The following is a 10,869-nucleotide window of genomic DNA, read 5'->3' on the forward strand; positions in this document are numbered from 1 at the left end:
CTGTTAGTTCATAAGGTTTAAAAGCTTGTATGGATAAGAAAGGGAAAACACGCTGCACATGTTCACTAGTTATTGAAGATTAGGGGAGGTATGACAATATGGAAATAACTTTTTATCCTTTAACGAATGCACAAAAACGAATTTGGTATACAGAAAAATTTTATCCTCACACAAGTATTTCGAATCTTGCGGGGATTGGTAAGCTGGTTTCAACTGACAAGGTTGACTGGGTGCTTGTTGAGCAAGCGATTCAAGAGTTTATCCGCAGAAATGACGCCATGCGCCTTCGTTTGCAGCTCGATGAAAACGGGGAGCCTGTTCAATATATAAGCGAGTATCGGCCTGTTGATATAAAACATACTGATACCACTGGAGATCCGAATGCGAAGGAGTCTATTTCACAATGGAGCCGGGAGGAAACGAAAAAACCTTTACCGCTTTACGATTGTGATTTGTTTCGTTTTTCCGTGTTCACCATAAAGGAAAATGAAGTGTGGTTTTACGCAAATGTCCATCACGTGATTTCTGATGGAATCTCTATGAATATTCTCGGAAATGCGATTATGCATATTTATTTAGAATTAGCCGGCGGCTCAGAAACAAAAGAAGGCATCTCGCATTCATTTATCGATCATGTTTTATCTGAACAGGACTATGCTCAATCAAAGCGGTTTGAAAAGGACAAGGCGTTTTGGAACAAGCAATTCGAATTAGTGCCTGAGCTTGTTTCCCTGAAACGAGATGCTTCCGCAGGAGGAAGTTTAGATGCTGAGAGGTTCTCTAAAGATGTGCCTGAAGCGCTTCATCAGCAGATCCTATCGTTTTGTGAGTCAAACAAGGTTAGTGTTCTTTCGGTGTTTCAATCGTTGCTTGCCGCTTATTTGTACAGAGTCAGCGGCCAAAATGATGTCGTGACGGGAACCTTTATGGGCAACCGGACAAATGCGAAAGAGAAGCAGATGCTTGGCATGTTTGTTTCGACAGTTCCGCTTCGGACAAACGTGGACGGCGGTCAGTCGTTTTTAGATTTTGTCAAAGACCGTATGAAGGATCTCATGAAGACGCTGCGTCACCAAAAGTATCCGTATAACCTTCTAATCAACGATTTGCGTGAAACAAAGAGCTCTCTGACGCAGCTGTTTACGATTTCTCTTGAATATCAAGTGATGCAGTGGGAGAAAGAAAAGGATCTTTCCTTTTTGACTGAGCCGATTTTCAGCGGCAGCGGGTTAAATGATATCTCGATTCATGTAAAGGATCGATGGGATACAGGGAAACTCACCATTGATTTTGATTACCGCACTGATTTATTTTCACGTGAAGAAATCAAAATGATTTGTGAACGCATGATGACGATGCTGGAGAGTGCATTATCTCATCCAGATGATGCAATTGATGAATTAACGCTGATTTCTGAAGCGGAGAAAGAGAAGCTGCTTGCGAGGGCCAGCGGTGAATCAGTCAGCTATCGTAAGGATATGACGATTCCAGAGCTGTTCCAAGAACAGGCTGAGCTGCTTTCTGATCATCCAGCGGTTGTATTTGAAGATCGCACATTGTCCTATCGAACGTTACATGAACAATCTGCACGCATCGCCAATGTGCTGAAACAGAAAGGGGTTGGCCCGGACAGTCCTGTTGCGGTTCTGCTTGAACGCTCTGAACGGATGATTACGTCTATCATGGGGATTTTAAAAGCCGGCGGAGCCTATGTGCCGATTGATCCTGCTTTTCCGGCGGAGCGCATTCAATATATTTTGGAGGACTGCGGCGCGGACTTCATTCTAACTGAATCGAAGGTTGCAGCTCCTGCAGCTGATGCTGAGCTGATTGATTTTGATCAGGCGATTGCCGAAGGTCCAGACGAAAGCCTGAATGTAGATGTGAACGCACGGAACCTTGCCTACATTATTTACACATCGGGAACAACCGGGCGTCCGAAAGGTGTGATGATCGAGCATCGCCAGGTTCATCACTTGGTTGAATCTTTGCAGCACACGATTTACCAAAGTGGAAATCAAACACTGCGGATGGCATTGCTTGCGCCGTTCCACTTCGATGCGTCAGTACAGCAGATCTTTGCTTCTCTTCTTTTGGGACAAACCCTTTATATCGTGCCGAAGAAAACAGTGACGAACGGATCGGCCCTTGCTTCGTATTATCGCAGGTACTCTATTGAGGCGACGGACGGGACACCTGCCCATCTGCAGATGCTAATAGCGGCGGGCGATCTCGACGGCATCAAGCTGAAGCATATGCTGATCGGAGGAGAGGCCCTCTCTTCTGTTGTTGTGGACAAGCTAATGAAGAAGTTTAAAGAAGCAGGGACAGTACCGCGTTTAACCAATGTTTATGGTCCGACTGAAACGTGTGTCGACGCTTCCGTCCATCCGGTTATTCCGGAGAGTGCTGGTCATTCAGCGTATGTGCCGATCGGGAAAGCGTTGGGAAATAACCGTTTATATATTTTAGACCAAAAAGGCCAGTTGCAGCCTGAAGGCGTGGCGGGCGAGCTTTATATCGCTGGCGATGGTGTTGGCCGCGGCTATTTGCATCTGCCTGATTTGACGGCTGAAAAGTTTTCACAAGATCCATTCGTGCCAGGCGATCGGATGTACCGGACGGGAGATGTGGTTCGCTGGCTTTCAGACGGAACAATTGAATATTTAGGAAGAGAAGATGACCAGGTCAAAGTCCGCGGCTATCGGATTGAGCTGGGTGAAATTGAAACTGTGATTCAGCAGGCGCCGGACGTTGAGAAAGCCGTTGTTTTGGCTCGTCCCGACGAACAGGGAAATCTTGAGGTTTGCGCATATGTTGTACAGAAGTCTGGCAGTAATTTTGCCCCGGCCAGCCTGCGGGAGCATGCGGCTAAGAAGCTTCCTGACTACATGGTCCCGACTTACTACACAGAAGTGACAGAAATCCCGCTCACGCCTAGCGGTAAAGTGGACCGCCGGAAGCTGTTTGCACTAGAGTTGAAGGCGGTAAGCGGAACAGCCTATACGGCGCCGCGCAATGATACGGAAAAAGCAATCGCATCCATTTGGCAGGACGTACTGAATGTTGAGAAGGCGGGGATCTTTGACAATTTCTTTGAAACGGGCGGTCATTCATTAAAGGCTATGACGCTTTTAACAAAAATTCATAAGGAAACAGGCGCTGACATTTCGCTTCAATACTTGTTTGAGAATCCGACGATTGCGGCACTTGCAGAGAAAGCCAAACACAGAGAAAACCGGGAATTTGCTGCGATTGAACCTGCTGAAAAACAGGAGCATTACCCGCTTTCTTTGGCACAGCAGCGAACATATATCGTCAGCCAGTTTGAGGATGCGGGGGTTGGATACAACATGCCGGCTGCTGCGATTTTGGAAGGGCCTTTAGAGTTCCAAAAGCTGGAGCACGCATTTCAAGGGTTAATCCGCCGACATGAGTCTTTGAGAACGTCATTTATTCTTGAAAACAGCACGCCGAGACAGAACATTCATGACAGCGTCGATTTCAGTATCGAGATGATTGAAAGACGCGGCCGCTCAGATGAGGCAATTATGACTTCATTCGTTCGGAGATTTGATTTGGAAAAAGCACCGCTGTTCAGAATCGGCTTGATGAAGCTTGAAGAGAACCGCCATATGCTTCTGTTTGACATGCATCATTTGATTTCTGACGGTGTGTCCATCGGCATTATTTTGGAGGAGTTAGCACGGATATACAAAGGCGAACAGCTTCCTGAGCTTCGTCTTCAGTATAAGGATTACGCTGTGTGGCAAGGCGGCCAGGCTGCTGAAGGGTACCAGAAGGACCGGGCGTATTGGAAGGAAGTCTTTGCGGGAGAGCTTCCGGTGCTTCAGCTCTTGTCTGATTATCCGAGACCGCCTGTTCAAAATTTTGAAGGGGATCGGGTGTCAATCAAGCTGGATGTGGGATTAAAGGATCGCTTAAATCGTGTGGCTGAACAAAATGGCGCCACGCTGTATATGGTGATGCTGTCCGCTTACTATACGCTTTTGTCAAAGTATACGGGACAGGATGACATCATTGTCGGAACGCCGTCAGCGGGCAGAAACCACTCCGATACAGAGGGGATTGTGGGGATGTTCGTTAATACACTCGCGATTCGCAGTGAAGTGAAGCAGGACGAGACGTTTACCCAATTGATTTCGCGTGTCCGCAAACATGTGCTGGATGCCTTTTCTCATCAGGACTATCCGTTTGAATGGCTTGTTGAAGATTTGAATATCCCTCGTGATGTAAGCAGACACCCGCTGTTTGACACGATGTTCAGTCTTCAAAATGCGACAGAGGGTATTCCTGCTGTCGGTGATCTGGTCTTGTCTGTTCATGAGACCAACTTCAAGATTGCAAAGTTTGATTTGACAATGCAGGCGAGAGAAACCGATGAAGGCATTGAGCTTGATTTGGACTACAGCACGAAGCTGTTTAAGCAAAGCACGGCTGACAGGCTGCTCAACCATTTTGCGCGTTTGCTTGAAGATGCTGCGGCTGAGCCTGAGAAACAGATTTCTGATTACAAGCTTCTTTCTGAAGAGGAGGCTGCTTCGCAAATTCAGCAGTTTAACCCGGGCAGAACACCTTATCCGAAAGAAAAAACGATTGTTCAGCTGTTTGAAGAACAAGCGGCGAAGACGCCAGACCATGCGGCGCTTCAATATGAAGGCAAGTCACTTACCTATCGTGAGTTGAATGAACGTGCCAATCGTTTAGCGCGCGGCATTCTTTCTCTCGGGGCAGGTGAAGGCAGAACAGCTGCTGTCTTGTGCGAGCGGTCAATGGACATGATTGTGTCGATCCTCGCCGTTTTAAAAGCTGGATCGGCGTATGTTCCGATTGATCCGGAACATCCGATTCAGCGGATGCAGCATTTCTTCCGTGACAGTGGAGCGAAATTGCTTCTCACTCAGAAAAAATTAAAGGCTTTAGCAGAGGAAGCAGAGTTCGAAGGCGTTATCGTGCTTGCAGATGAGGAAGAAAGCTATCATGCTGATGCGCAAAATCTCGCACTGCCTCTTGAGTCTTCGGCGATGGCCAACCTGACGTATACTTCCGGAACGACAGGAACACCAAAGGGAAATATCGTGACACATGCCAATATTCTGCGTACGGTGAAGGAAACGAATTATCTCAGCATTACGGAACAGGACACGATTCTCGGCCTTTCCAATTACGTGTTTGACGCGTTTATGTTTGATATGTTCGGTTCTTTGTTAAACGGTGCCAAGCTTGTACTGATACCGAAAGAAACCGTTTTGGATATGGCTCGCCTGTCTCGTGTTATTGAGCGGGAGAACATCAGCATTCTAATGATTACAACTGCTTTATTCCACCTGCTTGTGGACTTGAATCCGGCGTGCTTGTCAACGCTGCGCAAGATTATGTTCGGCGGGGAGCGGGCTTCGGTTGAACATGTCAGAAAAGCTTTGCAAACGGTTGGAAAAGGCAAGCTCCTTCACATGTATGGGCCGTCTGAAAGCACGGTTTTCGCAACGTATTATCCGGTAGATGAATTGGAGGAGGACACACTGACTGTTCCGATTGGAAAACCGGTCAGCAATACGGAAGTATATATCCTTGACCGGGCGGGACACGTGCAGCCTGCCGGGATTGCCGGGGAGCTTTGCGTGAGCGGCGAAGGACTGGTGAAAGGCTATTACAACCGTCCAGAACTGACTGAAGAGAAGTTCGTTCCGCATCCGTTTACGTCCGGCGAACGCATGTATAAAACGGGTGACCTCGCCAGATGGCTGCCGAATGGCGACATCGAATTTATCGGGCGGATCGACCACCAGGTGAAAATCCGCGGACAGCGCATCGAGCTTGGAGAAATCGAACATCAGCTGCAAACTCATGACCGCGTGCAGGAGACTATCGTGCTTGCTGTTGATCAAGGAGCGGGTGACAAGCTGCTCTGCGCGTACTTTGTTGGAGCGGGAGAAATCTCATCTCAAGAGCTGAGAGAACATGCGGCAAAGGATCTGCCGGCTTACATGATTCCCGCAGTGTTTATTCAAATGGACGAGCTGCCGCTGACCGGGAACGGAAAAATCGACAGGAGAGCGCTGCCGCTTCCTGATGCCAGCGTCTCAAGAGGTGTTTCATATGTTGCGCCTCGCAATGAAACGGAACAAAAACTCGCAGACATTTGGGCGCAGGTGCTTCAGGTTCAACAGGTTGGCGTTTATGATCACTTTTTTGACATCGGCGGACATTCATTAGCTGGTATGAAGATGCTTGCCTTAGTTCATCAGGAACTGGGTGTTGAGCTGTCACTTAAAGATCTCTTCCAGTCACCTACGGTTGAGGGCTTAGCACAGGTAATTGCCTCCTCTGAAAAAGGGACAGCCATCAGTATCAGCCCGGCAAAGAAACAAGATACGTATCCGGTTTCCTCACCGCAAAAACGGATGTATGTGCTCCAGCAGCTTGAAGGAGCGCAAACGAGCTATAACATGCCAGCGGTTCTGCGCCTTACAGGTGAGCTTGATGTTAAAAGGCTTAACAGCGTCATGCAGCAGTTAATGCAGCGTCATGAAGCCTTTAGAACCACGTTTGAAATAAAAGATGGAGAAACTGTGCAGCGGATCTGGGAAGAAGCTGAGTGTGAGATGGCATATTTCGAAGCCGCAGAAGAAGAGACAGAGCGGATCGTTTCTGAGTTTATCAAGCCTTTCAAAATCGATCGGCTCCCGCTGTTCAGAATGGGCCTGATCAAGCATTCAGACACTGAGCATGTGCTGCTGTTCGATATGCATCATATTATTTCTGATGGTGCGTCTGTTGGTGTGCTGATTGAGGAACTTTCGAAGCTGTACGACGGAGAAACCCTTGAGCCGCTCCGCATTCAATATAAGGATTATGCCGTGTGGCAGCAGCAGTTTATTCAGTCTGAACACTACAAGAAACAAGAGGAGCATTGGCTGAAGGAGCTGGACGGAGAGCTGCCGGTGCTGACGCTACCGACTGACTATAGCCGGCCTGCCGTTCAAACATTTGAAGGGGACCGTATTGCCTTTTCATTAGAAGCAGGCAAAGCTGAAGCTCTGCGCAGACTTGCAAAAGAAACGGATTCCACACTGTACATGGTGCTTCTGGCTTCATACAGTGCGTTTTTATCGAAACTGAGTGGGCAAGACGATATCATCGTCGGTTCACCGGTAGCCGGACGATCCCAAGCGGACGTCAGCCGCGTCATCGGAATGTTCGTCAATACGTTGGCGCTGCGCACGTATCCAAAAGGTGAAAAAACATTTGCTGACTATCTTAGCGAAGTGAAAGAAACCGCGCTCAATGCTTTTGATGCGCAGGATTATCCGCTTGAGGACCTGATCGGAAACGTACAGGTTCAGCGTGACACGAGCAGAAATCCGTTATTCGATGCTGTATTTTCGATGCAAAATGCGAACATCAAGGATCTAATGATGAAAGGAATTCAGCTGGAGCAGCATCCTTTTGAACATAAAACGGCTAAGTTTGATATCACGCTGACGGCTGACGAAACGGACGGAGGGCTTACGTTCGTACTTGAATACAATACTGCGCTGTTTAAACCTGAAACAATTGAACGATGGAAGCAATACTGGGTGCAATTCCTAGTTGCAGTTACCGGAAATGCGAACCAGCCGCTTTCCAGCCTGTCACTCGTCACTGAACCAGAAAAACAAGCGCTTCTGGAGGCATGGAAGGGCAAAACGCTGCCTGTGCCGACAGACAAAACCGTTCATGAGCTATTTGAAGAAACAGCTCAGCGCTACAAAGACCGCCCGGCTGTTACATACAACGGCCAGTCATGGACGTACGGCGAGCTGAACGCCAAGGCGAACCGTCTTGCCCGGATTCTGATCGACTGCGGCATCAGCGCGGATGAGCGCGTCGGCGTTCTCACGAAGCCATCGCTGGAAATGGCTGCCGCGGTGCTCGGCGTCTTAAAGGCGGGAGCGGCGTTTGTGCCGATTGATCCTGACTATCCGGTACAGCGGATTGACTATATCCTACAGGACAGCGGTGCGAGACTTCTCTTGAAACAGGAAGGCATCGCAGTGCCGGACAGCTATACGGGCGAGGTCATTCTTCTCGACGGCAACCGCACAATCCTGAGTTTGCCGCTTGATGAAAATGATGAGGAAAATCCGCAGACCGACACTACCGCGGATCACCTTGCTTATATGATTTACACGTCTGGGACAACCGGACAGCCGAAGGGTGTCATGGTTGAGCACCATGCGCTTGTGAACCTGTGTTTCTGGCATCACGACGCGTTCAATATGACAGCGGAGGACCGCAGCGCGAAGTACGCGGGCTTCGGATTCGACGCTTCCATTTGGGAGATGTTCCCGACCTGGACGATCGGCGCCGAGCTTCACGTTATTGATGAAGCGATCCGCCTTGATATCATCCGCTTGAACGATTATTTCGAAACGAACGGGGTGACGATCACCTTCCTGCCGACGCAGCTGGCGGAACAGTTTATGGAGCTAGAGAATACGTCACTCCGCGTATTGCTGACAGGCGGAGACAAGCTGAAGCGTGCCGTGAAACAGCCATACAGGCTCGTCAACAACTACGGGCCGACTGAAAATACGGTCGTTGCGACAAGCACAGAAATCAATCCGGAGGAAGGCTCGCTTTCCATCGGGCGGGCGATCGCCAATACGAGAGTATACATTCTCGGCGAGGGCAATCAGGTTCAGCCGGAAGGCGTGGCCGGAGAGCTTTGCGTGGCGGGACGCGGACTGGCGCGAGGCTATCTGAATAAAGAAGACGAAACCGCGAAGCGGTTTATCGCTGATCCGTTTGTGCCGGGTGAACGCATGTACCGCACCGGCGATTTGGTGAAGTGGGTGAACGGCGGCATCGAATACATCGGCCGGATTGACCAGCAGGTCAAGGTTCGCGGTTATCGGATCGAGCTCTCGGAAATCGAAGTGCAGCTCGCCCAGCTTTCTGAGGTGCAGGATGCGGCGGTGACAGCTGTCAAAGATAAAGGCGGCCAAACAGCAATCGCGGCGTATGTCACACCGGAAACAGCTGACATAGAAGCGTTAAAGTCTTCATTGAAAGAAACTCTGCCGGACTATATGATCCCGGCGTTCTGGGTGACGCTGGACGAACTTCCGGTTACGGCAAACGGAAAGGTTGACCGTAAAGCCTTGCCTGAGCCGGACATCGAAGCGGGGAGCGGAGAATACAAAGCGCCGTCCACCGACATGGAAGAGCTGCTTGCCGGCATTTGGCAGGACGTGCTCGGTATTTCTGAAGTCGGTGTCAGTGACAATTTCTTCTCGCTCGGCGGAGATTCCATCAAAGGAATCCAGATGGCGAGCCGCTTGAACCAGCACGGCTGGAAGCTGGAAATGAAAGATCTCTTCCAGCACCCGACGATCGAAGAGCTGACCCAATACGTGGAGCGTGCCGAAGGCAAACAGGCAGACCAAGGCCCAGTGGAGGGCGAGGTCATTCTGACGCCGATTCAGCGCTGGTTCTTTGAAAAGAATTTCACGAACAAGCACCACTGGAACCAATCAGTGATGCTTCACGCCGCGAAGGGCTTTGATCCTGAACGGGTGGAGAAAACATTGCAGGCGCTGATCGAACATCATGACGCACTCCGCATGGTTTACCGTGAGGGGACGAAAGAGGTCGTTCAATACAACAGAGGACTTGAAGATGCTTCAGCTCAATTGGAGATCATCCAAATCGAGGGTCAAGCGAAAGATCATGAAGACCGCATAGAGAGAGAAGCGGAACGGCTGCAAAGCAGCATTGATTTGCAGGAAGGCGGCTTATTAAAAGCAGGCTTGTTCCAAGCGGAAGACGGAGACCACTTGCTTCTTGCCATTCACCACTTAGTGGTTGACGGCGTGTCATGGCGGATTTTACTGGAGGATTTCGCCGCGGTATATACACAGCTTGAACAAAGCAATGAACCGGTTCTCCCGCAGAAAACACATTCATTTGCGGAGTATGCAGAGAGATTACTAGACTTCGCGAACTCCAAAGCCTTTTTGAAAGAAAAAGAGTATTGGAGAAAGCTTGAAGAACAGATTGTCGCGGCAAAGCTTCCGAAGGATCGTGAATCTAGTGATCAGCGAATGAAACATACAAGGACAATCGAATTTTCGCTGACTGCTGAAGAGACAGAACAGCTCACCACAAAGGTGCATGAGGCATATCACACAGAAATGAATGATATTTTGCTGACGGCATTCGGATTGGCGATGAAGGACTGGACAGGTCAGGATCGAGTAAGTGTTCATTTAGAGGGGCATGGACGTGAAGAAATTATAGAAGACCTGACCATTTCCCGGACAGTCGGCTGGTTTACGAGTATGTACCCGATGGTACTCGATATGAAGCATGCTGATGATCTGGGCTACCAGCTGAAGCAAATGAAAGAAGATATCAGACATGTACCGAATAAGGGAGTCGGTTACGGCATTCTCCGCTATTTGACGGCGCCGGAACATAAAGAAGATGTGGCGTTCTCGATTCAGCCGGATGTCAGCTTTAACTACTTAGGACAGTTCGATGACATGTCGGATGCAGGCTTGTTCAAGAGATCAGAGCTGCCGTCAGGACAGTCGTTAAGCCCGGAAACAGAAAAGCCGAACGCGCTCGATGTTGTCGGATACATTGAAAACGGGAAACTGACGATGTCAATGGCCTATCATTCTCTTGAATTTCATGAAAAAACGATAAAGACATTCAGCGACAGCTTTAAAGCCCATCTTCTCAGAATCATTGAACATTGCCTATCTCAAGATGGAACGGAACTGACGCCGAGTGACCTTGGCGACGACGATTTGACGCTGGATGAACTGGATAAATTAATGGAAATTTTCTAATAGAGGT

1 protein-coding gene is annotated in these 10,869 nt (G+C 49.1%); it reads left to right on the plus strand.

What is annotated here, in order from left to right; genetic code table 11:
* Positions 1-98: 98 nt before the first annotated feature.
* Complete coding sequence (gene srfAA / locus Q3W56_RS12915; RefSeq protein ID WP_302895759.1) at positions 99-10,862, plus strand: surfactin non-ribosomal peptide synthetase SrfAA; 10,764 nt, start codon at positions 99-101, stop codon at positions 10,860-10,862.
* Positions 10,863-10,869 lie beyond the last annotated feature (7 nt).

The sequence above is a fragment of the Bacillus sp. C28GYM-DRY-1 genome (assembly GCF_030519405.1).
GTDB classification, from domain to species: Bacteria; Bacillota; Bacilli; order Bacillales; family Bacillaceae; genus Bacillus; species Bacillus spizizenii_A.